This window comes from Chryseobacterium sp. ISL-6, from assembly GCF_018613715.1.
GTDB classification, from domain to species: domain Bacteria; phylum Bacteroidota; class Bacteroidia; order Flavobacteriales; family Weeksellaceae; genus Chryseobacterium; species Chryseobacterium paludis.
Genome location: NZ_JAGGPT010000006.1, coordinates 123,903 through 148,256 on the forward strand (window position 1 = coordinate 123,903; position 24,354 = coordinate 148,256).

General features: G+C 34.0%; 19 protein-coding genes. 14 read left to right on the forward strand and 5 right to left on the reverse strand.

Translation table 11 applies throughout. The features are described 5' to 3' along the window. Positions 1-10 precede the first annotated feature (10 nt). Entirely contained in the window at positions 11-988 is a 978-nt protein-coding gene (locus tag J7E44_RS11325; RefSeq protein ID WP_214829515.1) for an aminodeoxychorismate synthase component I, read from the forward strand. Beyond that, the gene (locus tag J7E44_RS11330; protein ID WP_214829517.1) at positions 972-1,598 is read left to right on the forward strand and encodes an aminotransferase class IV; all 627 of its coding nucleotides are present in this window, start codon (positions 972-974) and stop codon (positions 1,596-1,598) included. Before J7E44_RS11325 ends, J7E44_RS11330 begins: the two co-directional genes overlap by 17 nt. On the opposite strand, the gene menD is transcribed toward J7E44_RS11330, so the two are convergent. Continuing rightward, positions 1,595-3,271, reverse strand: a complete 1,677-nt coding sequence (gene menD, locus J7E44_RS11335; RefSeq protein WP_214829528.1) for a 2-succinyl-5-enolpyruvyl-6-hydroxy-3-cyclohexene-1-carboxylic-acid synthase — start codon at positions 3,269-3,271, stop codon at positions 1,595-1,597. The genes J7E44_RS11330 and menD overlap by 4 nt on opposite strands. 87 nt (positions 3,272-3,358) lie before the next feature. On the opposite strand from menD, the gene J7E44_RS11340 reads away from it, so the two are divergent. From J7E44_RS11340 to J7E44_RS11345, 3 genes are all read left to right on the forward strand, one after another. Next, positions 3,359-4,309 (forward strand): isopenicillin N synthase family dioxygenase, encoded by a 951-nt coding sequence (locus tag J7E44_RS11340; RefSeq protein WP_214829530.1) that lies wholly within the window; start codon positions 3,359-3,361, stop codon positions 4,307-4,309. A gap of 75 nt (positions 4,310-4,384) precedes the next feature. Beyond that, positions 4,385-4,543 (forward strand): bacteriocin-like protein, encoded by a 159-nt coding sequence (locus J7E44_RS24410; protein ID WP_449243589.1) that lies wholly within the window; start codon positions 4,385-4,387, stop codon positions 4,541-4,543. 194 nt (positions 4,544-4,737) lie between these two features. Further along, entirely contained in the window at positions 4,738-4,908 is a 171-nt protein-coding gene (locus tag J7E44_RS11345; protein WP_214829532.1) for a bacteriocin-like protein, read from the forward strand. A gap of 117 nt (positions 4,909-5,025) precedes the next feature. Here J7E44_RS11345 and J7E44_RS11350 read toward each other — a convergent pair whose 3' ends face one another. Both J7E44_RS11350 and J7E44_RS11355 read right to left on the reverse strand, forming a co-directional pair. Continuing rightward, on the reverse strand, positions 5,026-6,072 hold the full coding sequence (locus tag J7E44_RS11350; protein WP_214829534.1) for a PA0069 family radical SAM protein: 1,047 nt from the start codon (positions 6,070-6,072) through the stop codon (positions 5,026-5,028). Positions 6,073-6,195: 123 nt separating this feature from the next. Further along, a complete protein-coding gene (locus tag J7E44_RS11355) occupies positions 6,196-6,390 on the reverse strand; it encodes a hypothetical protein (protein ID WP_214829536.1) in 195 nt (64 codons plus the stop codon). A 174-nt stretch (positions 6,391-6,564) separates the two neighbouring features. Here J7E44_RS11355 and J7E44_RS11360 point away from each other — a divergent pair, with 174 nt between their 5' ends. After that, positions 6,565-6,915, forward strand: a complete 351-nt coding sequence (locus J7E44_RS11360; RefSeq protein ID WP_214829538.1) for a hypothetical protein — start codon at positions 6,565-6,567, stop codon at positions 6,913-6,915. A 22-nt stretch (positions 6,916-6,937) separates the two neighbouring features. On the opposite strand, the gene J7E44_RS11365 is transcribed toward J7E44_RS11360, so the two are convergent. Then, positions 6,938-9,604, reverse strand: coding sequence for a hypothetical protein (locus tag J7E44_RS11365; RefSeq protein WP_214829540.1), 2,667 nt, complete (start codon positions 9,602-9,604; stop codon positions 6,938-6,940). 36 nt (positions 9,605-9,640) lie between these two features. After that, on the reverse strand, positions 9,641-10,438 hold the full coding sequence (locus tag J7E44_RS11370) for a DUF2797 domain-containing protein (RefSeq protein WP_214829542.1): 798 nt from the start codon (positions 10,436-10,438) through the stop codon (positions 9,641-9,643). 86 nt (positions 10,439-10,524) lie between these two features. On the opposite strand from J7E44_RS11370, the gene J7E44_RS11375 reads away from it, so the two are divergent. The 8 genes from J7E44_RS11375 to J7E44_RS11410 all read left to right on the forward strand — a co-directional run bounded on the left by J7E44_RS11375 (position 10,525) and on the right by J7E44_RS11410 (position 24,310). Continuing rightward, positions 10,525-11,547 (forward strand): GDP-mannose 4,6-dehydratase, encoded by a 1,023-nt coding sequence (locus J7E44_RS11375; RefSeq protein ID WP_214829544.1) that lies wholly within the window; start codon positions 10,525-10,527, stop codon positions 11,545-11,547. Positions 11,548-11,688: 141 nt separating this feature from the next. Continuing rightward, positions 11,689-11,910, forward strand: coding sequence for a DUF2795 domain-containing protein (locus J7E44_RS11380; RefSeq protein WP_027382805.1), 222 nt, complete (start codon positions 11,689-11,691; stop codon positions 11,908-11,910). 116 nt (positions 11,911-12,026) lie between these two features. Next, positions 12,027-15,098 (forward strand): preprotein translocase subunit SecA, encoded by a 3,072-nt coding sequence (secA, locus tag J7E44_RS11385; protein WP_214829546.1) that lies wholly within the window; start codon positions 12,027-12,029, stop codon positions 15,096-15,098. Between the two features lie 147 nt (positions 15,099-15,245). Then, positions 15,246-17,447 carry a TonB-dependent siderophore receptor gene (locus tag J7E44_RS11390; protein WP_214829548.1) on the forward strand — a complete coding sequence of 734 codons (2,202 nt, stop codon included), beginning with the start codon at positions 15,246-15,248 and terminating at the stop codon, positions 17,445-17,447. Between the two features lie 36 nt (positions 17,448-17,483). After that, positions 17,484-19,688: a TonB-dependent siderophore receptor gene (locus J7E44_RS11395; protein WP_214829550.1), complete on the forward strand. Its 2,205-nt coding sequence runs from the start codon at positions 17,484-17,486 to the stop codon at positions 19,686-19,688. A 42-nt stretch (positions 19,689-19,730) separates the two neighbouring features. After that, the gene (locus J7E44_RS11400; RefSeq protein ID WP_214829552.1) at positions 19,731-20,933 is read left to right on the forward strand and encodes a PepSY-associated TM helix domain-containing protein; all 1,203 of its coding nucleotides are present in this window, start codon (positions 19,731-19,733) and stop codon (positions 20,931-20,933) included. Beyond that, positions 20,933-23,050, forward strand: coding sequence for a TonB-dependent receptor (locus J7E44_RS11405; protein WP_214829555.1), 2,118 nt, complete (start codon positions 20,933-20,935; stop codon positions 23,048-23,050). The genes J7E44_RS11400 and J7E44_RS11405 overlap by 1 nt, the downstream gene beginning before the upstream one ends. A gap of 51 nt (positions 23,051-23,101) precedes the next feature. Then, positions 23,102-24,310, forward strand: coding sequence for a PepSY-associated TM helix domain-containing protein (locus J7E44_RS11410; protein ID WP_214829556.1), 1,209 nt, complete (start codon positions 23,102-23,104; stop codon positions 24,308-24,310). Positions 24,311-24,354: the final 44 nt, after the last annotated feature.

A 24,354-nucleotide genomic window follows, 5' to 3' on the forward strand; every position in this document is an offset into this window, starting at 1 on the left:
CTTTTGTCGAATGTTTTCAGTGAATCATCAAAAATTTATGGAAATGGACGAGCTTTCTCTTCAGAAAACTCCCTTTTTCTTTATCATCGACTTCCTAAGTGAGAAGGTTGAAATCTATCTAGAGAATGAGATTGAAAAATCAGGTTTATTAATTGATTTTCAGTCAATTTCAATATCTAACAACAAGGAAAAATTACACAAAGAAATAATATGGAAGTCATATCCTGAATCATTAGAAAGTTTTAAAAATGGATTTGATGAGGTTCAGAAAAATATTCGTCTTGGAAACTCTTATTTAGTTAATTATACACGAAAAACTAAAATAGAAACAAATTTATCCTTGAAAGAAATATTTCTTCACTCCGATGCGAAATATAAAGTTTTTTATAAAGATTTTTTCGTATTTTTTTCTCCTGAAACTTTTGTAAAGATCATTAATGGTAAAATTTATACTTACCCAATGAAGGGAACTATTGATGCTGCAGTAGAAAATGCAAAAGAAGTTCTGAAAAACGATAAGAAAGAAAAAGCTGAACATTACACGGTAGTCGATTTGCTTAGGAATGATCTCAGTATGGTAGCAGATGATGTGAAAGTTGATCAGTTTCAACATATTGATCTTATCAGAACACAACAAAAGGATCTCTACGCGATGAGCTCAGAAATTACAGGAAATTTAAAGCCTGAATTTTCAGGGAAGGTTGGAAGTATTATGAAAAAATTACTTCCTGCAGGTTCTATTTTAGGAGCACCTAAACCAAAGACCTTGGAGATCATCCAAAAGGCTGAAGGCTATAAAAGGGGCTACTATACAGGAGTTTGCGGCTGGTTTGATGGCGAAAATGTCGACAGTTGTGTAATGATCCGTTTCATTGAGAAAGAAAATGGCACTCTGTATTTTAAGAGTGGTGGAGGGATAACCCATATGAGCAAGTTAGAAGACGAATATCAGGAAATGAAAAATAAAATTTATGTTCCAATTTATTGAAAGTATTAAAGTAGAAGACCAGGAAGTTTTTCTTTTAGATTTCCACCAAAAGCGTGTAAATCAAACATTTGCCCATTTTGGTAAGGAAGGCTCTATTGATCTGTCAAAAATCTTCAAAAACCTTGATCATGACGAAGACGGTCTTTTCAAACTAAGAGTGGCTTATGACCTGGATAAAAAGGTTAGAACACAGATGATACCTTACGCTATTCCGGAAATACAGGATTTTCAGTTGGTGGAAAATAATACTTTTGATTATTCCTTCAAATTTGAAGACCGAAAGGAGTTAGAAAAAATGAAAATGAAATCTAAAGCTGAAGAAATTATTATTGTTAAAAACAATCATATAACCGACACTTCATTTTCCAATCTTTTATTTATGAAAGGTAAAGAATGGTTTACTCCCACAACTTATCTTTTGAATGGTGTTCAAAGACAAAACCTTTTAAAGAAAAAGAAAATAAAAGAAATGGAAATCACCTTACAAAACATTAAACAATTTTCACACTTCCAATTGATTAATGCTTTGAATGATTTCGATGATATGTTTATTTATCCTATCGACAGGATCAATAATTTGCCTGGTAATGAAGAATATCTGGATATTTAGTTTTCTGCCATAAATTCAAAATAACCCTTTAATACATCTGCACTATTTGTACCGTAAGTATTGATTTCCAATATTTTAGGCTGAGTATCCGGTTTGAAGAAATTATCTAATACCCTATCTAAAGTTCTGTCATCCTCTACTTTTGTATATGCGAAACCAAAGTGTTTTGCTAAATATTCAGCGTTCTTATGGTGCTTTGTTGCAATGAACTCATCTAAAGTATTTGGGTTGGCATTTCCAGGTCCAGGAATAATTTTAAAAATATTTCCTTCCCCATTATTAAAAATGATAATCCTTACAAACGGAGGGATATATTGATTCCAAAGACCATTGATATCATAGAAAAAACTTAAATCTCCTGTAATCAACAAGGTAGGATTAGAACTCTTGATCGCAAACCCCATTGCCGTAGAGGTACAGCCGTCAATTCCACTGGTTCCTCTGTTGCAGTACATTCTTCTTTTACCAAAATCAAATAGTTGTGCATATCTGATTGCAGAACTGTTACTGAAATGAATGTTATAATTTTCCGGTACTGTTTGCGAAGCTTTATTAAAGAAATAGAAATCAGAAAACTCAGCCAGATTCAAAAACTTTTCGTGTTTCGCATCTTTCTTATCTCTGAGGACATCCCAAAGGTTGAAATATGGTCTTGGCTCAAGATTGATAAATTTTAATAATTTTGAAAAGAAAATTTCTGGTTTTATTTCAATTTTTTCTGTTAAAGAAAAATAGGTATCCGGTTGCCAGACTTCGTCCAGATGCCAATGTTGCTTTGGGCGGGCTTTTCTTAAAAACTGTTTTACTTTCTTAGAAACTACATTCTGCCCAACGGTAATTAATAAATCTGGAGCATATTTTTTATAGTCTTCTTCAGTGAAGTTAAAAATATAACGATCTATGAAACGGAAAAATTTTTCATGATACACATTGGAGTTCGCCTCACTTAGCACTACAGCTGAGTGATTTTTAACCAACTGTGACAATTGATTTTCCAATTCCGGACTGTAATCTTTTGTTCCAACCAAGATCATAATACGCTGAGAAGTATTCCAATCTGCAACAAGGTTGGAAGGAATCTCGTATTCTTTCTTTTTAATGGTTTTTTCAACTGTAGGAAAAGTTGGCAGTTCTGAAACCAATTCATACAGGGGCTCTTCCAGGGGAATATTAATATGTACCGGACCTTGTTTTTCAAAACAAAGTTCAATCGCTTTTTTAATCGTCTCAAAATTGATATCCTCAGCATTTTCCTCTTTATCTTCTAAAAGCTGAAAATCTCCATAAGAATGTTGATGAAAAACATTATTCTGTCGTATGGTCTGTCCGTCAAAAATATCAACGAAATCTATTGGCCTGTCGGCAGTTAACACTAAAAGAGGGACATTTTGATAAAATGCTTCTGTTACAGCAGGATAATAGTTAACCGTTGCAGAACCACTGGTACAAGTAATTGCAACAGGTTTCTTTTCACTTTTAGCCATTCCCAGAGCAACGAAAGCGGCACTTCTTTCATCTACAATACTAAAACAGTTAAAATGATCTATTTCTGAAAAATGAATCGCAATGGGAGCATTTCTCGATCCTGGAGAAATGACAACATCTGAAATTCCGTACTGCTGGAGAAGGTTTGCTAGTATCTGAATACTTCTCTTAGAAGAATATTTTTTCATATGACAAATGTAGTTCATAAATACTAAATTGTAAAATCATTTAATCTAAAAAAGACGTAATTTAGCACCCACGTTAAATTTCTAAAAATGGACAAAATACCTAGTGTAGACCTGCGTGATTTCCTTTCGGACAACCCGGAACGCAAACAGAAATTTGTAAATGAAATCGGAAAAGCTTACGAAGAAATTGGTTTTGTTGCCTTAAAGGGCCACTTTCTTGATGATCAATTAGTAGGTGATCTTTATGGTGAGGTGAAAAACTTTTTTGAACTTCCTACGGAAACGAAACAGAAGTATGAAATTCCCGGAATTGGAGGACAAAGAGGTTATGTAGGATTCGGTAAAGAAACTGCAAAAGGCTTTAAAAAAGGAGACTTAAAAGAATTTTGGCATTTCGGACAGTATGTTTCGGATGACTCAAAATACAAGACAGAGTATCCTGACAATGTTATTGTTGACGAACTTCCCAAATTCAACACAGTAGGTAAAGAAACTTACCAGATGTTGGAAAAAACAGGCAAATATGTATTAAGAGCCTTAGCATTGTACTTGGGTCTGGATGAGTTTTATTTTGATGATAAAATAGCTGAAGGAAACTCTATTTTAAGACCAATTCATTACCCTCCAATTACTCAGGAACCGGATGACGCGGTAAGAGCTGCTGCTCATGGAGACATTAATTTGATTACACTTCTAATGGGATCCCAAGGAAAAGGACTTCAGGTGCAGAATCATAAAGGAGAATGGATTGATGCTATTGCTGAACCTGATGAGTTGATGATCAACGTTGGTGATATGCTTTCAAGACATACGAACAACAAATTGAAATCTACCATTCACAGAGTGGTAAATCCACCAAGAGAATTATGGGGTACTTCAAGATATTCAATTCCTTTCTTTATGCATCCTGTAAGCGAAATGTCTCTTAACTGTCTTGAAAATTGTATTGATGAAAATAATCCAAAATTATATGAAGATACGACTGCAGGAGAATTTTTGCATGAAAGGCTTATTGAGTTAGGATTGATTAAAAAATAATTTCAAAAATTTTGTTTTTCATTTCATATTTTAATTATATATTTACTTCTGTATCAAATTTTTAATTAAAACAGTATGAAAAACTTAAAAAAACTAACTAACGGTCAATTAAAGACTATTTCAGGAGCAGGAATCATCAAACCAGTAGAAGACTTTTGTATGTACTACTGCAATGGTGTTGTCATTTGTGCAACATGCAGTAATGACTTCAAATGTCCGGATGATTCTATGTAGAAAATATTAATGCTCTACAACATTATAAGAAACCGTTCCATTTTTGGGGCGGTTTCTGTTTTTTAATTAATCTTAAAACAATATGGTTCTGTAAAAGAGATTAATACTTCACTTTGATTAAATAATTCAAAACAGGTTGACTTAATATTATTTTGACTACCTTTAGTTTGTTATCAAATTTTAATTAAAACTATATGAAAAACTTAAAAAAACTATCAAAAACAGAATTAAAAACGATGTCTGGAGGAATAAGTTATCCTTTTCCCGGAGACTGTGTTTATGTGTGTAGTGATGGAATTACCTATCGTGCATTGTGTCGGTTAGAATTTATTTGTCCCGATGGTGAGCAACCCATTATTTATTAAAACAATCTGTTCTTTATAACAAAACCATTTTCAAAAGAATGGTTTTATTTTTCTCTATAAGTATTTGCTAAGACATTTATTTGCGAATTAAATAAACTCCTATCTATAAAACAGAAATCAATCAAACAATCTTAACTGCTGCTCTTTTGTCCCAGTAAAATTTTTTGTTGTGAGTTTTGGAAATTCTCTTCCTTCGAAAAACTTTTTTCTACCAATTTTAAAGGTATTATGAATCATTTCTGCAATATTCCCTTCTCCTTTATAACGATCAAAATATCTTTTTTCACCAAGCTTTCCACCACGCATCGAGCGAATAAGGTTCAACACTTTTTGTGCTCTGTCTGGAAAATGAGTTTCTATCCATTTTACAAATATGGGCTCTACAGCATCATTCAGTCTTACCAATGTATAACCAAAGCTCAAAGCACCAGCATCTGAAATTGCCTTCAAAATACCCAAAGACTCATCACTTGTCAGCCCAGGAATTACGGGTGCAACCATAATGTGGACAGGAATTTTATTTTCGGACAAAATTTCCACTGCTTTCAGTTTATTTGTGGCAGAGCTGGTTCTGGGTTCCATTTTTCTTCGAAGCTCTTCATTCATCGTAGGAATGCTCAGGGAAACAGATACAAGGTTCTGTTCTGCCATAGGTTTTAATAGATCTAAATCTCTTAAAACCAAAGCATTCTTTGTTAATATATTAACAGGATGTCTATACTCAAGACACACTTGCAGTAGCTTGCGTGTGATTTCAAACTGCCTTTCAGCAGGTTGATAACAATCTGTATTTCCAGAAAGTAAAATAGGTTCCGGTTTATATCCTCTTTTCTGAAAAAATTTCTCTAATAATTCAGGTGCATTTTTTTTCACCATGATCTTTCTTTCAAAATCAATCCCTGCACTATAGCCCCAATATTCATGTGTTGGCCGTGCAAAACAATAAGAACACCCATGCTCACACCCCTGATAAGGGTTCATAGAATACTCCATTGGAAGGTCATCACTTTTCACCTGATTCACAATGGTTTTTGGAAAAACTTCTGTGAAGGATGTTTTTACAGTTTCGAAATCTTCATCCTCAGGTTCAAAGGTATACCTGTCGAAACGATTATTTACGTTTCGTTGTGCACCCTGCCCTTTTATGATATTTTCGTTCTGCATTCTGATGTAAAATTATAGGGGTTTGATCAAAAAATAATTAGTTTTAACACTAAAGTTTTCCACAAAAAAATCCAACACTGTTGAAAGTGTTGGATTTAAAACATAATCTGATATATTGTTTTACTACTTCAGTGCATAAAATTCGACACCATGATACTCTTCATCAAGATCTTTTCCATCAAAGTGTCTGTGATAATCTGAATAATAATCACTATATTTTTTATCTTTTTTACTTAAAATCTTTTTTATTCCTAAGAAACTTAATACTGCCAAAAGACCAACTCCTCCTGCCAATAAAACTCCAATTTCCTTTTTCATATTGTACTCGATTTATTACTCTCTGTATTGCAAAAAATGTACCTTTTCTGTTTTCCTTAATTATAAATTTTGTTAACATTAGAAAAATAATTCTTGTGAAGAATATTTCGTTTACTTAGGAATTTCATTAAAATAATGGTTTAATTATTGTACTAAACAGGAAAAAGTATTATTATGGAAAATTCAGAAAACCTCGATAGAATGACCACATTAAGCCAGGTAATGAAGACCTTATCAGAAAGGGGAATACAAAGAGAATTCAGATTAGATGAAACTGGCGAAATGAAGTTCGAAAACTCGGACAAACCCTATAAACCTTCAGATTTAACGATCTTAAAAACATACCGTTTCGAGGGAGAAAGCGATCCTGATGATAATGCAGTTCTGTATGTACTAAAAGACACTGCCGGAAATATTGGAATGATGATCGATTCTTATGGTGCAGATAGTAATTACCCTGGTGAAAAATTTGATGAATTCTTAAGAGATATTCCGGTTCAGGAAAGCGACGAATTCAATTTTTAAACATATATATACAAACCCGAAGCTATTCAGTTCCGGGTTTCTCTTTTTTCTTGAAAATATTTTTCAGAAACCCTTTCTTTTTTTCCTGTTCTCCGGGCTGTCCGGGTTTCTCTTCTGTATTTTTATTGTTAGTTTTGATTGCTTTTATATCAATATCTTTAATTGTATTCTTGACATCTTTAACAGTAGAAACCGTATTTTTCACAGCGTTCTTCGCCTTATCAACATTAATTCCTATTAAAGTCTTCTTAAGACCTTCCTCCACGCCTTTCCAGAATAAATTAAAGAAAGATTTTGTAGGATCTCTTTCGACATTCTCTACAGTAACAGATTCTGGAAACTTACCTGAATCTGATTTTATAACCAAATTAGCAATAGCTGTTATAAAGTTTTTCTTTTCTTTATTGTTCTTATCTAAAATAGCAATTTTCAGATCTTTATGTCTCAGATTAAAGGTTCCATTTAAACCTTTAGGATTTCCTTTGAAGTTAAAAACCATTTCCTGAATAGTTCCTTTCGCTGTTATATGAAGATAAGGCCTTATAAATGGATTGATTCCCTCTGCTGGAAGGTTGATTGCTTTACCCGAAATAGCAAACACGTCATTATGATTGGCAACATCAAAATTCCAATCTACAGCAAAAGGAGCCAGATTCATAAATGAACAGTCTATTTTTATTTTTACCTGAGTAGGCTTTCCTTTAAGCTTTGCGGAATTAAGGTTTTTCACATTCATATTAAAATTACTGAACGTCAACTTTCCAGGACCTGCACTTTCAGGAGTATCTTCTTCATATACTAGAATAGAATTCTTCAAATCCAGATTACTAACATACAGTGGAATTTTTATGGAACGAAGCAATCTTGAATATAGAGGTTTTTCTTTCGGATCATCTTTAGGAATCTTACTTCTGAAAATATTTGCATCAGCGGACTGGATGACTACATTAGATGCATTAATAAATTTATTATTAGAGAACAGATCCCAATTGCCTTCTGCCGTAACCTGTCCTGCTTTCAAATCATACAAATCCTTCTCAACCGGTATCATTTTGATAAATTGAGCCCTTGAAACCAAAGGTTTCATTGCGAAATTATTAACCTGAATTTTATTCTTATTTACTTTAAGAAGACCCACGCTCATATTATAAAACTTTGTTTTGTAGGCGAAGTTCTTCGTTGTAAGTATATAATCTTTTACACTAACAGCAAGTCCTGAGTTATCCGCTTTTGGTTTGAGCTCTATATTATTTATTGTTGCATTGAGGTCATTAAAAGTTAAAGGCTGATCTTCCTTATCATAAATAATATTTGAGTTTTTTATGATGACCTTTCTTATTACCAATGGAAATTGAATTCCTTTCAATTCAGTTTTCTTTTTTTGAGCTACTTCACGCGCTTTAATTGTACCATGTACCCCATCTACAAGAACATCTTTAACATCAAGATTGAGCTTTTTATCAATAAATTCCCATTTATTAATATTAAATGCAATATGGTTGGCTTTAAAATCCATTGATGTTTTTGAGTCCGTGGGTAAAGCTGAAATATTTCTCAATTCTCCGCTTTTAGGATTTAAAGCTAAGCTTTCAACATTAATGTTTTGTTTGCCTGTGTAATGAATATTTTTCCCTGAAAAATTAAAGTCTTTATAATTTATAGGAATCATATTTTCAGCAGATTCCTTATTGAACAGGAGTTTATTAATTTTGAGATTTAAACTTTGAGCAACTAAAAGTTTATTTCCATCAGGTTTAATAATTTGAACAGTACCATTGCTTAATTTAATATCATCCAAATTAACTTCAAAAGCCACCGGTTTATCAGATTTCTTTACAACAGCATTTGTCGTGTACACTAAAAGTGTGGGATTCTGAAGATTTGCATTACTAAGAGAGATTTTATCTTTCTTTAAAATGATATCTTTAAATTCCATTTTCTGGATATCAAATTTGAAGAGTTTATTTTTTTTAGGATAAAACCTTTTAAACTCATCAAAGGTTAACAAAGGAATAAGTTTAAAATTCTCTATCAACATCTCCCCGTTCGTGTTCGTGGTCGTTATTTTACTAATTTTTAAAGCATAAATATTACCTGGTCGAAAGAAAAAATCTCTCCCCTTAATATCATATTTATCAAAAACTACTGGTAATTTATCTTCTACTGACTCCTCCGTCATTTGCAGATTTTCTACAAATAGATTGAATTGTTTTACTCCTAAAAATTTTTGCTTCGTGTACTTGAAAATATTAATATTCCCATTATTGATTCTGATATTCTCAAATAATACAGGATTGTTCTTTTTTCCTGTCTTTTTATCTATCGGTTTCGCTAAAGTAATATTGAGATTGGGACTTGCCAGTAATAGATCTTTAGAACTGATATTCTTTTTAAAAACAGCATTATAAATACCCAAACGACTAATTTGCAGGGTATCTATTGTACCCTGAAGACCAATAACATCTATATTCTTCGGATTTTTGCTATTTACGGTAATTCCTGTTGCGAGAATATTTCCACTTCCCAAGTCTATATCCAACTTTTTATAAGATACTTTATAATCCGTATTGTTTTTAATATACTTAGGAAGCTGGGTCTTCAGCCAAAAATTTAGCCCAAAGTTGGCCAGTAAGAAAATTACTGCCAAGATACCGAGACCAATCAATAACTTCTTAACCCATTTTTTCATGTTTGTGTTTTGAAATAATTATATCTAAATATAATATTAATTTTTTACAGTCAATTCAATCACATATCCTTCATGTCCTCTTACATTTATAAAATTGCCGCCTTGAAAACTTAAATACTGCCCCTTTATTCCTATTAATTTCCCTGTAAACTCAGGTTTCTTATCTAATGTAAAAGAGGTTACTTTTTCAGGTTTGTCAAAAGGATAATCGAATTTCCATAGATCTTCACCTTCACTATAGAATTTCTGAAAATCCTCTGGAAAATATTCTTTTATTTTTTGTTGAAAATCAGCAAGATCTATTTCTCCTTCAAAATCGTCCTGTAACATTTTCTTCCAATTTGTTTTATCTGGTAAATGCTCTTTTAATGCAACTTCTATCATTCCTGCTTCATAACGGTTCTCAGTTCTGGCAATAGGTAAAGCAAAGGTTGCTCCCTGATCGATCCATCTTGTCGGAATCTGAGTGTTTCTGGTCACACCCACTTTTACATCTCCAGTATAGGCTAAATACACGGTGTGAGGCTGAAGCTGAATTGCTTTTTCTATTTCCAAATCACGTTCACCAACACCTAAATGAGCTGTCGAGAGTTCCGGACGGATGATCGTATCACTGGCATAAGGACTTTCAAAAAAACAGTTCTTACAGAATCCCATTCTATAGATAGGCTTGTTTTCACCACAGTTGACACATTGAAATCCGGTATGTTTTATGGTTAGCTCTTTTCCAAACAACTCGTTCATATGAATTAAATCTCCAGAAAGATTAAGATAATATTGAATCGGCTGATCATCATAGCTCGTCATTTTTAAAATTTGCCCTTGAAACTGCATAAATTTATATTACTTTTTTAAGTAAATTTAATGATTATATTTTCAAGTTTTAAATTTTATATTTTTGTGATCATAAAAAAACACGAATGACGTATCTTGTAACTGGAGGGAGTGGATTTATAGGTTCTCATTTAATAGAACAACTGTTGAAAAATGGACATTCTGTCATAAACATAGACAGTTTCGATAATTTTTATAATTATCAGATAAAAATTGAAAATACTTTAGAATCTGTCGGCAAAGAGGTAAACTTTAATTTTTCTAATAAAGAAGAAGACATTGAAAAATTAATTTCCATCACTAAATCAGGCAATTACACACTATATTTTCAAGACATTAGACAAAAAAACGGTCTGGAAGAGATATTTAAAAACAATAAAATTGATTTAGTAATTCATCTTGCAGCACTTGCGGGGGTACGTCCTTCCATTGAAAGGCCTCTGGAATACGAAGAAGTAAATGTAAAAGGAACAATGAATCTATGGGAACTCTGTAAAGAATTCAACATCAAAAAATTCATTTGTGCCTCTTCTTCAAGCGTTTATGGAAACAACGCAAAAACTCCTTTTGCTGAAACAGACAATGTAGACAATCCTATCTCACCTTATGCAGCAACTAAAAAATGTGGAGAAATTCTTGGACATGTTTATCATCATTTGTATGATATTGATATGATACAATTGAGATTCTTCACGGTATACGGACCAAGACAAAGACCTGATTTAGCGATACATAAATTCACAAAATTAATCTCTGAAGGGAAAGAAGTCCCTTGTTATGGAGATGGAAATACTGCCAGAGACTACACTTACGTTGATGACATTATTGATGGAATTCTAAAATCTATCATCTACTTGGAAAGCAATTCTCATATATATGAAATTATTAATTTGGGTGAAAGTGAAGTAATCACCCTCTCTGAAATGCTTTCGACTATTGAAAAGGCACTTGGAAGAACTGCTAACAAAAAAATACTGCCTATGCAACCTGGAGATGTAAAGAAAACCAATGCCGATATTACAAAGGCACAGACTTTAATTGGCTACAAACCAGCCACAGACTTCCAAAATGGCATAAAAAAATTTATGGAATGGTTTTTGAGAAAATGACATCAAGCAAGTTGCAGGTATAGTTACGCAAGGGAATAAAGCCTGTGATGAACAAAAGTTAATAAAAAGAATTGAAAATCAAGTATAAAAAAGTTTATTATATAACCTATTTTTATACTTTTGCAAAAAAAATAGAAAATTATGTACTGGACATTAGAACTAGCCTCATATTTAAGTGACGCACCCTGGCCAATGACAAAAGCAGAACTTATCGATTATGCAATCAGAACTGGTGCACCTATGGAAGTAGTAGAAAATCTTCAGGCTATCGAGGATGAAGGAGAAATTTATGATGCCATCGATGAGATCTGGAGTGACTATCCAACCGATGAGGATTACCTTTGGAACGAGGACGAATATTAAACCTTAAAAAGCTTTAAGCTATTTGTTTAAAGCTTTTTTAGATATATCATAGCACCATGAAGGTGTAATAATTAAAATGCTCAAGGCTAAAGTTTTGAGCCTAAATCAAAATTTTTATGAGTTTTTTAAATAAAGTTCTTAAAGGGTTTTTGGGAGACAAGAAAGCGCAGGACCTAAAAGAAGTAAAAAAAGTTGTAACAAAAATCAAGGCTGTTGAACCTAGCATTCAGCAATTGAGTGATGATGGTTTAAGGGAAAAAACTGCTGAATTTAAAGATAAAATTAAATCAGCAACGAGTACCATTACAGCGCAGGTAGAACAAATAAAGGAGCAGATAAAAAATTCAACTAATGTTGATGAAAAGGAAGCTCTTTTTGCAAAAATTGAATCTCTCAAAAAAGAATCCTACGAAATTGAAGAGAAAGTTTTAGGACAGGTTCTTCCTGAAGCTTTTGCATTGGTAAAGGAAACAGCCAGAAGATGGGCAGAGAATGGAGAGATCCGTGTAACTGCAACAGCTATGGATAGGGAACTTGCTGCAACTAAAGATTTTGTAGAAATTCAGGGAGACACAGCAGTTTGGAAAAGCTCTTGGGATGCAGCCGGAACTCCAGTAGTTTGGGATATGGTGCATTATGATGTTCAGTTTATTGGAGGGGTTATTCTTCACAGTGGTAAAATCACAGAGATGGCAACCGGTGAAGGTAAAACTTTAGTAGGAACATTACCTATTTATTTAAATGCTCTTTCAGAAAGAGGAGTTCACGTAGTTACAGTAAATGACTACCTTGCAAAAAGGGACTCGGCTTGGATGGGACCTCTTTATCAGTTCCACGGAATGTCTATCGATTGTATCGATAATCACCAACCGAATTCAGACGGAAGAAGAAAAGCATACAACTCATCTATCACTTACGGAACAAATAATGAATTTGGTTTCGATTACCTAAGAGATAACATGGTAACTTCACCTTCAGAACTTGTGCAGAGAGAATTAAACTTTGCTATCGTGGATGAGGTTGACTCTGTATTAGTAGATGATGCAAGAACACCACTGATTATTTCCGGACCTGTTCCTCAGGGAGACAGACAGGAATTTGATGTTCTTAAACCATCTATTGACAGAATCGTAGAAGTTCAGAAAAAAACAGTTTCTGTTATTTTTAACGAAGCTAAAAAATTAATAGCTGCAGGAAACACGAAAGAAGGAGGTTTTAAATTACTTCAGGCTTACAGAGGTCTTCCTAAAAACAGACAATTAATCAAATTTTTATCGGAAAGCGGGAACAGAGCATTGCTTCAGAAAGTTGAAGGTCAGTATATGCAGGACAACAACCGTGATATGCCGATCGTAGATAAAGATCTATATTTTGTAATTGAAGAGAAAAACAATCAGGTTGATTTGACAGACAAAGGTGTAGAATACATGTCTCAAGGAAACTCTGATAACAATTTCTTCGTTCTTCCGGATATCGGAACTGAAATTGCAGAACTGGAAGCTAAAAATTTATCTAAAGAAGAGGAATTTGAAGCTAAAGAAAAACTTTTCTCCGATTTCGCTGAAAAATCTGAGCGTGTTCATACCATGAGCCAATTATTAAAAGCCTATACATTATTTGAAAAAGATGATGAATATGTAGTAATTGATGGTGAGGTAAAAATCGTTGACGAACAGACTGGACGTATCATGGAGGGTCGTCGATATTCAGATGGTCTTCACCAGGCTATTGAAGCAAAGGAGAATGTAAAGATTGAGGCTGCAACTCAAACGTTTGCAACGGTAACGCTTCAAAACTATTTCCGTATGTACAATAAACTTGCGGGGATGACGGGTACTGCTGAAACTGAAGCTGGAGAACTTTGGGAAATCTACAAATTAGATGTTGTGGTAATTCCTACCAACCGTCCTATTTTAAGACATGACAGACAAGATTTAGTTTTCAAAACTAATAGAGAAAAATATAATGCCGTAATTGAGGAAATTGAAAAATTAACTGCAGCAAAAAGACCTGTTCTTGTAGGAACAACCTCTGTAGAAATCTCTCAATTGCTTTCAAAGGCACTTCAATTAAGAAAAATTCCACACCAGGTATTGAATGCCAAACTTCACAAGAAGGAAGCTGAAATCGTTGCAGGAGCAGGACAGCCGGGAGTTGTAACTATTGCAACCAATATGGCAGGTCGTGGTACGGATATCAAGCTTACTAAAGAAGTAAAAGAAGCAGGAGGCTTAGCTATTATCGGTACTGAAAGACACGATTCAAGACGTGTTGACAGACAGCTTAGAGGTAGAGCGGGACGTCAGGGAGATCCTGGTAGTTCTCAGTTCTATGTTTCTCTTGAAGATAACCTGATGCGTTTATTCGGTTCCGAAAGAATCGCTAAAATGATGGACAGAATGGGTCATAAAGAAGGTGAAGTCATTCAGCATTCTATGATCAGTAAGTCTATTGAAAGAGCTCAGAAAAAAGTAGAAGAGAATAACTTCGGAATCAGAAAGAGACTTCTTGAGTATGATGACGTAATGAATAAGCAGCGTGATGTAATCTACAAAAGAAGAAAGAACGCTCTATTTGGAGATCACCTGAAGTATGATATTACAAATATGATCTTCGATGTATCTAGTTCTATTGCAGCAGGCGGAAAAGCTAATGGAAACTTTAAGGATTTTGAATTTGAGGTAATCAAATACTTTACAATGGCATCTCCGGTTTCTGAAACTGACTTTGGTAATAAAACAGTTCAGGATCTTACCAATATTCTTTTTAAAGCTGCTCAGGAAGATTATCAAATGAAATTGAATTTATTGAAAGAAAAATCATTCCCTATTATTGAGAATGTATTTCAAAATCAAGGTTCAATGTTCAAAATGATCCAGGTTCCTTTCACTGATGGCCATAAAACATTGACCATTGTTACGGATCTTAAAGAAGCATATGAAAGCCAGTGTGATACTTTAATCAATGATTTTGAAAAGAACATCACATTATCGATTATCGATGATAACTGGAAACTTCACTTGCGTGAAATGGATGATCTGAGAAGATCTTCACAAGGTGCTGTTTATGAGCAAAAAGATCCACTTGTTATTTATAAACAAGAATCTTTCCACCTGTTCAGTGAGATGGTAGATAAAATGAACAAAGAAATTATTTCATTCTTATACAAAGGAGAAATTCCAGCATAAGAAATAATAAAACTATAATAAAAGCCGCATCAAGAATACTTGATGCGGCTTTTTGTTATTCCATAAATATCTTTTACATGATAAATATCAACGCTCTAATTTATTTAGAATAATTAAAAACAATATATTTGCAAAAAATTTGCTTTCATGAAGAATGTACTGATTGGTGTCTCTGTGTTGGGTTCTATGTTCACTTTTGCACAAGAAAAAGACTCGGCTAATGTAAAAAAGATTGATGAAGTTATTATGAACACTTACATCAAAAAGGACAGTGATTATTCCAACAAAATGTCCCTGAAAGCAATTGAAAATCCGCAGGTCTATTCAAGTATTGACAAAGCAATTTTAGAAAACCAGGTTATTTATACCGTTGATGCGGCATTTAGAAACATTCCGGGCTTACAAACGATGTGGACTGCTAATGGAAGAGCAGGTGATGGAGGAGCTTATATTAATTTAAGAGGATTTGTATCTTCAAACTCTTTAAGAAATGGTGTTCTCGGATCAATAACAGGAACAATAGATGCCATTAACCTTGAAAAAGTAGAAGTTCTTAAAGGTCCATCCGGGACTTTATTTGGAAGTTTACTGACAAGTTACGGAGGTGTGATTAACAGGGTTACAAAAAAACCTTTTGACACATTTGGAGGTAATATCAGTCTATCTGGTGGAAATTATGACACCTACAGAGCATCAGTAGATATCAATACTCCACTTACGAAAGATAAAAAGTTATTATTCAGATTGAATTCTGCTTATACGAATGAAGGAACTTTCCAGACTGAAGGTTATAGAAGAAACTTAGCGATTGCTCCAAGTCTGAGCTACAACCCTACAGATCGATTGAACATCAATTTCGAAATGGAATTGTTCAATATGAAAAGTATGAGTGACCAGACTTTCTTCTTCTATTCTGGTAAATACTTACAGAAAGTCAACAATATTAAAGATCTTAATCTGGATTATAAAAATTCATATCTAGGAAAAGACCTCAACAATACAGGAAGGAGTATCAACTTCTTCGGACAGGTTAACTATAAAATCTCCAATACGATCAAGTCCTCTACCAATATCAGTACCTCTTCAAGTTATTCTGATGGATTTATGCCCTATCTGTATTTTATGGGAGATGATCCTACAAAAATGTACCGAAGTGATCAATCAACCAGAGACAGTAGAAAGAAAGCAATTAATTTCCAACAAAACTTTAACGGAGATTTCCGTATCGGTAATTTAAGAAACCGCGTTGTTTTAGGTTTTGATTATTTAAGAATTAATAATGATCAGAATTTCTTTGATGTCAACGGTTTTGATAAAGGACCTGATGGAAGTTCAATACCCGTTCCTTTACATCAGCCTGGTTTTGATTTTACAAACTTTAATGGCACTGCACTACAGGCTCAATACGATGCTATGGCAGGAAACGAAACTCCGTATCTGATAAAAAGTATACAAAACAACTATGCTGTTTACCTTTCTAACGTTTTGAATGTTACGGATAACCTAAGTGTTTTAATGGCCTTAAGAGTGGACCGTTTTTCAAATAAACCAGGCATAGTAGATCCTAAAACTTTAGAGACTGCTAAGGCCTTTAACCAAACCTTTTTCTCTCCAAAACTTGGAATTGTATATGAAGTAATAAAAGATAAAGTTTCCCTTTTTGGAAACTACCAGAACAGCTTCAAAAACCTTGATTATTACACGAATACAGAAGGCCAAATGACAACAGCCGTGCCAGAGCAGGCTAACCAAATGGAAGGAGGAATAAAGACCAGTTTATTCAACGGAAAAATTTCATCTACACTAAGTTACTATAATATCAAAGTAAAAGATGCTTTAAGAAGCACTCCAAATCCAAAATACAACAACGCACAAACACAAGATGGTACCATTGTAAGTAAAGGAGTTGAACTTGAGATCAATGCTTATTTAGTAAAAGGTTTTACAGCAATTGCCGGCTTCACCTATAACGACTCATCATATACAAAGGCTGACAAATCTGTTTTAAACAGAAGACCCAATACTTCCGGATCTCCTTATCTAGTTAATTTATATGCAAGCTACCAATTTTTGGATGGCAATCTTAAAGGTTTAGGATTTGGTGTTGGTGGAAATTATGCAAGCAGCAATAAGATCGTAAATATGCTAGATCCTGACACAGGAACCAACAACGTATTTACGTTACCCTCTTACATCGTATTAAATGCCAATGCCTTTTATGATGCTAAAAAGTTCAGAATAGGAATAAAAGTAGACAACTTCACGAACCAACATTATTGGATCGGGTATACTACAGCTAACCCACAAAGACTGATCAACGCTTTAGGAAGCGTGACTTACAAGTTCTAATTAAATATTAACACACACTTAAGGATTCTATATACAATGAAAAAAGTAATTATTGGAGCAGCTTTATTATCTACAGTGATCGTATTTGCTCAGGAAAAAGACACCATTAAATCGAATGATATTGAAGAAGTTGTCGTTAGCGGGAAATATTATAAAAAATATGTAGAAAAAGAAGGTTCTTCTTCTATGCGTTTAGATGAAGCACTTATTAAAATTCCTCAAAACATTTCTATTATTACAAATAGGGCTTTAGAAGATCAGCAGGTAACCACTTTAAGTGATGGTGTACTTAGAAATGTTGCTGGGGCACAAAGATTAGAGCACTGGGGAGACATGTATACCAGAGTTAACATGAGAGGTTCAAGAGCTGCAGCATTCATGAATGGTGTAAATGTTACTTCAAATTGGGGACCATTAAGTGAAGACATGAGTTTTGTTGATCATATTGAATTTATCAAAGGCCCTTCTGGTTTCTTAATGTCAAATGGTGAACCAAGTGGTATTTATAATATTGTCACAAAAAAGCCTACAGGTCAATCGCTAAACGGAACTGCAAGAGTAACTCTTGGAAGCTTTAATATGTATAGAGGAGAAGCGGATATCGACACTAAGATTACTGACAAAGTCGCTTTTAGATTGAACTTAATGGCTCAAAATAAAAACAGCTTTAGAGACTATGAGTTCAACGACAGATATATTATCAATCCTTCATTAAAAGTTAAACTTTCGGATAAAACCACCTTAACGGCTGAATACATCTATCAGAAAGCTAAAATGAGCGAAGTAGGTTCTGCTTATGTATTCTCATTTGAAGGCTATAAAGCAAAGCCAGTGGGATATACCGTTACTGACCCAAGTATTGATCCTACAAAAGTAGATAACAATACCGTAAATATTAATTTACAACATAAATTCAACGACAACTGGAAGTTAACTTCACAATTAACGTATGTAAATGAATATACAATGGGTAGCGATATCTGGCCAAGTAATTTTGAAGGAGGATATATGATTCGCCGGGTAAATTACTGGGAAGCTGATAACACAATGAAGTTCGGACAGGTATTCTTAAATGGCTCTGTAAAAACAGGTTCTGTTTCACACAAAATTTTAGCTGGCCTTGATTTAGGAAGCAAAAAATATATGGCTGACTGGTCTCAGGGATATAATTTAGATAAGTTTAATGCTAATGGAGATGCCTCTGATACTAATACAGTTGCCGATCATAATTATTGGTACAATACCAATACGGATAATTATGATATCAATGGAACAAACGCATATTCTGGTCCAAATAATACCGCGAATTACAAAGCCTTCAATAAAAGCACTCCTCTTTCGACCAGAGCAGGTGCAGGAAGTACTATAGATCAAAATTATACCGGTTTATATTTACAGGATGAATTAGGATTCTTTAATGATGCTTTAAGACTTACCCTTGCAGCGCGATATACAAACGTAAAAGAAATAAATTACGGAACTAAGTCTGAAGCTAATAGAATTACACCTCGTATTGGATTAAGCTATTCAATCAACGAAACTATGGCAGCTTATGCTTTATATGATCAAACTTTCGTGCCGCAGGCTGGTTTATTTAGAGATGGAACAACGGCGACCCCATTAACTGGTAGTAATATCGAAATAGGACTTAAAAAAGACTGGTTTGCAGGAAAATGGAACACTACATTATCATTATATAACATTAATAAAAATAATGAAATTACAGGAGATCCTGACCAAACAAATAATCCTAATGGAAGATATTCAATTCTTCTTGGAAAGACAAGAGTACAAGGTGTAGAGTTTGACCTTAAAGGTGAAATCGTAAAAGGATTTAATGCAATCTTTAATTACGCCTTTACAGAAAATAAATTTACTGAGACCACAGCAAAAGCAAAAAAAGGAGATAAAGTGCCTGGATATGCAAAACATACAGCAAATGGTTGGTTAAACTATACCTTTACTGATGGCTTATTAGAAGGTTTTGGATTAAGTTTTGGTGGTACTTATCTAGCTGGTAGAAGTAGCTGGGATTGGGGTGCTACAAACTCTTTACAAATGGGAGATTATGTGAAATTTGATACTGGTGCTTCTTGGGAAAACAACAAGTTCAGAGTAGGATTGAATGTATTCAATGTATTTAACCGATACTTATATTCAGGTTCCCCTTATGCGAATTACTACTACTATCAAGCAGACGCTCCTAGAAACTTCAGAATATCAATAGGATACAAATTTTAAATACATAAAAATTAGCTGAGAATTCTCAGCTAATTTTTTACTATGCATAAGAAACATCACCATAAAAAGAAAAGACCACCCACAAAAAAATGGTCAGCCAAGCTACACTTGTGGTTTGGATTGTCTGTTGGTATGATTGTATTTATCGTTTCATTATCAGGAACGTTATATGTTTTTAAGGATGAGATTCAAAATGTTCTTCGGAAAGATGCTATTGAGCTCAAAAAAGAAACTATTACATCACAACCTTTATCTGTTGAACTTCTTCGTGAAAAAATAACCTTAGAACTTAATGAAAAATATCCTCTGAGTTCGGTTGAAATCCCTTTGGATAAAAGTAAATCTTACGGTTTTTTATATTATAAAAAAAACAAAAAGGGCTGGAATTATTTTCAGGAAGTTCTTATCAACAAACAGGTTTATGTCAATCAATATACAGGGGAAATTTTAGCGATCTATGATGAGAAATATGATTTCTTTACGATTTTAAAATACATTCACTGGGGCCTTCTTCTAAAGGCCGACTGGGGAGCTTATGTAGTTGGAATACCTGTCGTTATTTTTATTATTATGTTGATCACAGGAATTATCCTATGGTGGCCACAAAATAAAAAAGCCAGAAAAGGACGTTTTTGGTTCAACTGGAAAAATGTAAAAACATGGAAACGTAAAAACTATGATCTCCATAATGTCCTGGGCTTTTACGCATCATTTATAGCTCTGTTATTAAGTGTTACAGGAATCTATTTCACTTATCCATACGTTAAAAATGTCTTTAATTTCACATTATCTGGTTCATTTGAGTTGCCAAAAGAAAAAGAGCTTAAATCTCCTGATTCTCTATTGGGAAAAAACATTTCGGTTTTTGATCTGGCTGCTCATGAAACAAGGAAATTATACCCCACATCTTCTAGCTTCAGATTTCCATTGAATGGAAAAAACAAAAAAGGAAAAGACTTGAAAAACATTCCTGTTACTGTCTATCAGAAAGACGGAAGGTTTAGTGAAAGGAACATATTGATCTTCGATAAATACTCAGGAAAACTATTGGCAAACAAACCTCATCAGAATTTAAGTACTGCTGAAAAATACTCCAATGCAAATTATGATATCCACACAGGATCTTATTTTGGATTGGTTGGTAAAATTATCTGGTTCATTGCCGGTCTAATTTGCACGTCATTACCGGTTACCGGATTCCTGGTATGGTGGGGAAAAAGAAAAAAACAAGGGAAAAAAATATAATGAAAAAAGCTATTTTATCAGTAGCGTGTCTAGGAACTGTAACAATTTTTGCTCAGGTTAAAGATACATTACAAACTAAGAATGTAGAAGAAGTCGTACTGACTGCCTCAAGAAAGAAAGAAAACATTAAAGAGGTACCCAGTTCGATTACCATCGTTGGCGAAAAACAAGTTCAGTCTCAATTAACGGTCAACTCGGATATTACAAGTATTCTTCAATATACCGTTCCGAGTTTGGGAACAAGTTCGGGACAAACTTCCAACTCAGGGCAAACCCTTAGGGGACGTCAGGTTTTGGTTCTTATCGATGGAATTCCTCAGTCTACACCATTAAGAAATGGAGCAAGAGATTTACGGTCAATTGATCCCTCAGTTATTGAAAGAATTGAGGTCATTAAAGGTGCTTCATCCATTTATGGAAACGGAGCAGATGGTGGTATCATTAACTATATAACCAAAAGAAGCAAATCAGATCAGAAGATTTCAGGTATTTCTCAGCTCGGTATTACAGGTCAGCCGTATGGAGGAACATTAGGATTCAGAGCAAGCCAGCTTTTATCTGGTAAAATCACTGACAAATTCGATTATGTAGCCTCTTTAGCCTACGAAAGAACGGGCTATATGAAAGATGCAGATGGTGTTACTTTAAGCCCAACATACAGCACCGCTAAAATGAACAATTACAATGGCATGTTGAAATTGGGTTATAATCTTAATCAAAATCAAAGAATCGAGGCCTCATACATTGGTTATGCTTCAAAATCTGATCTCAATTTAGGTTTAAAAACAGGGAAATATGGAGTAACACCTACCATTGGTGAAGGCAGAGGTTTAGGCCTGGAAACAACACCACAGGGAACTCCTAGAAACCATAATTATAAATTAAGTTACGACAATAAAAATCTCTTCACCGGAACGGCATTAAATGTAAATTTCTATTATCAGGACTTTAGAACAGTATATGGATACAGTGATACATTCCTGAACGGAGGTCAGTCCAATGTTATTTCACAGAAAAAAGGTGCAAGAATAAATCTGGACACTCAATTATGGAATGCCCCCAATTCTCAGGGAGAAGTCATTTACGGAGTAGATATACTTAATGATAAGACTGTACAAAAGTTAGAAGATGGCCGTTATTGGACACCAGATATGAGTATGACCAATATTGCTCCTTTTGCATTAATTAAAATTGATCTGTTAAAAAAGATAACCATAAAGGGAGGACTTCGTTATGAAAATATAAAAGTAAAAGTTGGAGATTTCAATACCCTTTCATCGATCAAAAGCGATGGAACTTTCACGCAAAGTATTTTCGTAACTGGTGGAGATCTAAAATACAATGCTTTAGTAGGAAATATTGGAATCCGTTATAATATTGAAAACTATCTTAATTTATTTGGCAGCTTTTCTCAGGCCTACTCCATCAATGAGTTGGGAAGAATTTTAAGAACTTCTACACAGGGAACCATACAAAACCTTGAAACAAAACCTATCATTGTCAACAATTACGAATTCGGAGCAACCGGTCAGATCTCAAAATGGATCAATTATGAAATTACTTCATATGTGAGTACTTCAAAACTGGGAGCATCATTTGTTCAGAGCCCGGATAGAGCCCTAACAATTCAAAGATCTCCTGAAGTAGTATATGGCGTAGAAGGATTTTTACATTTTACACCTACAAAATGGATCAATTTCGGAGGTAGCTACAGTTGGATGGAAGGAATTACTTCCATAAAAAATGATGGAGATTATTCGGCAAAAATCAATAACAGCAGAATTTCAGCACCAAAGGTTTTAGCTTATGTTCAGGTAAGACCAACACAATCTCTTTCAATAGGCCTTGATATGTTGCATTCTTTTCAGCAGGATCGATTTGAGCCCAATTCAAAAACAGGATTGTATGCTTATGGAGAAGGAAAAGTTGCGGAATACACCGTATTCAACCTAAGATCCAGCTACGAAGTTAACAATAACTGGAAGGTTTCTTTAGGTGTTGAAAACCTTTTTAACAAGATGTATCAGCCTGCCATTGCATGGTGGTCAGCACGAGACAGTGAATTTATCAACTCACTAGGAATGAGAGGAACGTTCATGATTGAATATAAATTTTAATTAAACTAAATAAAAAGATAAACATATCTTTGTCAGACTTTCTATTACGATATGAAGAAAAAACATCACCATAAAAAGCCGGGATTCTTTAAAAAATGGTCAGCTAAACTGCATTTGTGGTTTGGTTTAGGTATTGGATTCTTAATTTTCATTATTTCTATTACCGGAGCATTATATGTTTTTAAAGATGAAATTGAAAACGTTACGAGAAAAGATGTTATTTACCATAACGAGCAAAATATTGATCAAAAACAAATTCTTCCTATCCGAGTTCTCGAAAGATCCGTCACACAGCAGGTAAAGGAAAAATATCCTGTTCATTGGGTGAATATTCCCATCGATAAAAAAATGTCATATGTTTTCTATTGGTACGAACACGATCCAAAAGCCTGGAATTATTTTGATGAATTTCCCGTTTATAAAGCGGCATATGTAAATCCTTACAATGGAAAAGTTTTGAGGACCTACGATGAAAAAAATGGGTTCTTTCAAATTGTAAAAATGATCCATTGGAGCTTTTTATTGAAGCAAGACTGGGGAACTTATGTGGTTGGAATTCCTGTTATTATATTCGTTATCATGTTGATCACCGGAATTGTGCTGTGGTGGCCTAAAAATAAAGCGGCAAGAAAACAGCGTTTTTCTTTCAAATGGAAAAATATTAAAAGCTGGAAAAGAAAGAACTATGACCTTCACAACGTGCTAGGTTTCTATGCCTCCATCTTTGCTCTGGTATTCTCTATTACAGGATTGTTTTATGCATTTTTTGTTGTTCAGGCAGCAATGTATGTGATCTTCTCAGGTGGAAATACTGTTTATCCGGATTTCTCTAATATCAAGACCAAGGCTCCTATAGAATTAAGAACAGAAGGCACTTTAGATAAAATCAGCAATACGGTTAAACAAAAGTATCCTGATTCCTTTGGTTTTGCAATCGATCTTGGACATGAACATATGGACGACCATGAGCATCCTAATTTTGAAGTTTATGTAAAACACCTTTCGTATTCTTACCATAAAAGCAGCAGTTTGATTTTTGATGAAAATTCTGGTGAACTCCTTCACACTCACGATCCTAAAGACAAAAATTTTGGAGAAAAGACAGTGGGCGCGAATTATGATATTCACGTTGGATCTATTTTAGGACTTCCTACGAAGATCATTGCCTTTATTGTAAGCCTCATATGTGCCTCATTACCAGTGACTGGATTCTTAGTTTGGTGGGGAAGAAGAAAAAAGAAAACACCAAAAACAGCTTAAAAACTTTTTTTAATAAATTCTTTGTTAATAATCCATTAATACAA

Bases quoted from the DNA above. Each gene is read 5' to 3' on its own strand.
- J7E44_RS11325 (WP_214829515.1), top strand. From the start codon at position 11: ATGTTTTCAGTGAATCATCAAAAATTTATGGAAATGGACGAGCTTTCT.
- J7E44_RS11330 (WP_214829517.1), top strand. From the start codon at position 972: ATGTTCCAATTTATTGAAAGTATTAAAGTAGAAGACCAGGAAGTTTTT.
- menD (WP_214829528.1), bottom strand. From the start codon at position 3,271: ATGAAAAAATATTCTTCTAAGAGAAGTATTCAGATACTAGCAAACCTT.
- J7E44_RS11340 (WP_214829530.1), top strand. From the start codon at position 3,359: ATGGACAAAATACCTAGTGTAGACCTGCGTGATTTCCTTTCGGACAAC.
- J7E44_RS24410 (WP_449243589.1), top strand. From the start codon at position 4,385: ATGAAAAACTTAAAAAAACTAACTAACGGTCAATTAAAGACTATTTCA.
- J7E44_RS11345 (WP_214829532.1), top strand. From the start codon at position 4,738: ATGAAAAACTTAAAAAAACTATCAAAAACAGAATTAAAAACGATGTCT.
- J7E44_RS11350 (WP_214829534.1), bottom strand. From the start codon at position 6,072: ATGCAGAACGAAAATATCATAAAAGGGCAGGGTGCACAACGAAACGTA.
- J7E44_RS11355 (WP_214829536.1), bottom strand. From the start codon at position 6,390: ATGAAAAAGGAAATTGGAGTTTTATTGGCAGGAGGAGTTGGTCTTTTG.
- J7E44_RS11360 (WP_214829538.1), top strand. From the start codon at position 6,565: ATGGAAAATTCAGAAAACCTCGATAGAATGACCACATTAAGCCAGGTA.
- J7E44_RS11365 (WP_214829540.1), bottom strand. From the start codon at position 9,604: ATGAAAAAATGGGTTAAGAAGTTATTGATTGGTCTCGGTATCTTGGCA.
- J7E44_RS11370 (WP_214829542.1), bottom strand. From the start codon at position 10,438: ATGCAGTTTCAAGGGCAAATTTTAAAAATGACGAGCTATGATGATCAG.
- J7E44_RS11375 (WP_214829544.1), top strand. From the start codon at position 10,525: ATGACGTATCTTGTAACTGGAGGGAGTGGATTTATAGGTTCTCATTTA.
- J7E44_RS11380 (WP_027382805.1), top strand. From the start codon at position 11,689: ATGTACTGGACATTAGAACTAGCCTCATATTTAAGTGACGCACCCTGG.
- secA (WP_214829546.1), top strand. From the start codon at position 12,027: ATGAGTTTTTTAAATAAAGTTCTTAAAGGGTTTTTGGGAGACAAGAAA.
- J7E44_RS11390 (WP_214829548.1), top strand. From the start codon at position 15,246: ATGAAGAATGTACTGATTGGTGTCTCTGTGTTGGGTTCTATGTTCACT.
- J7E44_RS11395 (WP_214829550.1), top strand. From the start codon at position 17,484: ATGAAAAAAGTAATTATTGGAGCAGCTTTATTATCTACAGTGATCGTA.
- J7E44_RS11400 (WP_214829552.1), top strand. From the start codon at position 19,731: ATGCATAAGAAACATCACCATAAAAAGAAAAGACCACCCACAAAAAAA.
- J7E44_RS11405 (WP_214829555.1), top strand. From the start codon at position 20,933: ATGAAAAAAGCTATTTTATCAGTAGCGTGTCTAGGAACTGTAACAATT.
- J7E44_RS11410 (WP_214829556.1), top strand. From the start codon at position 23,102: ATGAAGAAAAAACATCACCATAAAAAGCCGGGATTCTTTAAAAAATGG.